The sequence below is a fragment of the Pseudomonas sp. SIMBA_041 genome, from assembly GCF_046535095.1.
GTDB lineage: Bacteria > Pseudomonadota > Gammaproteobacteria > Pseudomonadales > Pseudomonadaceae > Aquipseudomonas > Aquipseudomonas mucoides.
This window is the reverse complement of sequence record NZ_JAWRXJ010000833.1, coordinates 1-242: the sequence shown is the minus strand read 5'-3', so window position 1 is coordinate 242 and position 242 is coordinate 1. Positions and strand designations below refer to the sequence as shown.

Below are 242 nucleotides of genomic sequence, written 5' to 3'. Positions count from 1 at the left end.
CCTGCTGAGCCAGGAGCTGTTGGCGCAGTGGCTGGGGCGTGAGCGTGACGTCGATGCCTACTTCCTCGGGCCCAAGGGCTTCATGGCAGTGATCAAACGTCACCTCAAGGGCCTGGGCGTGCCTGAACAGCAGAGCCGCTACGAGTTCTTCGGGCCGGCGGCGGCGCTGGAGTAACCTGCGCCTATTGTGGGTAGGCGCCCGACAAGGCCGTGCCTACCCAGAGCACCTCATCTATATAAAG

1 pseudogene is annotated in these 242 nt (G+C 63.2%); it reads left to right on the top strand.

The window, feature by feature from the left end:
• A pseudogene (locus tag SB725_RS33475) lies at positions 1–175 on the top strand (nitric oxide dioxygenase); the annotation flags it as partial.
• Positions 176–242 lie beyond the last annotated feature (67 nt).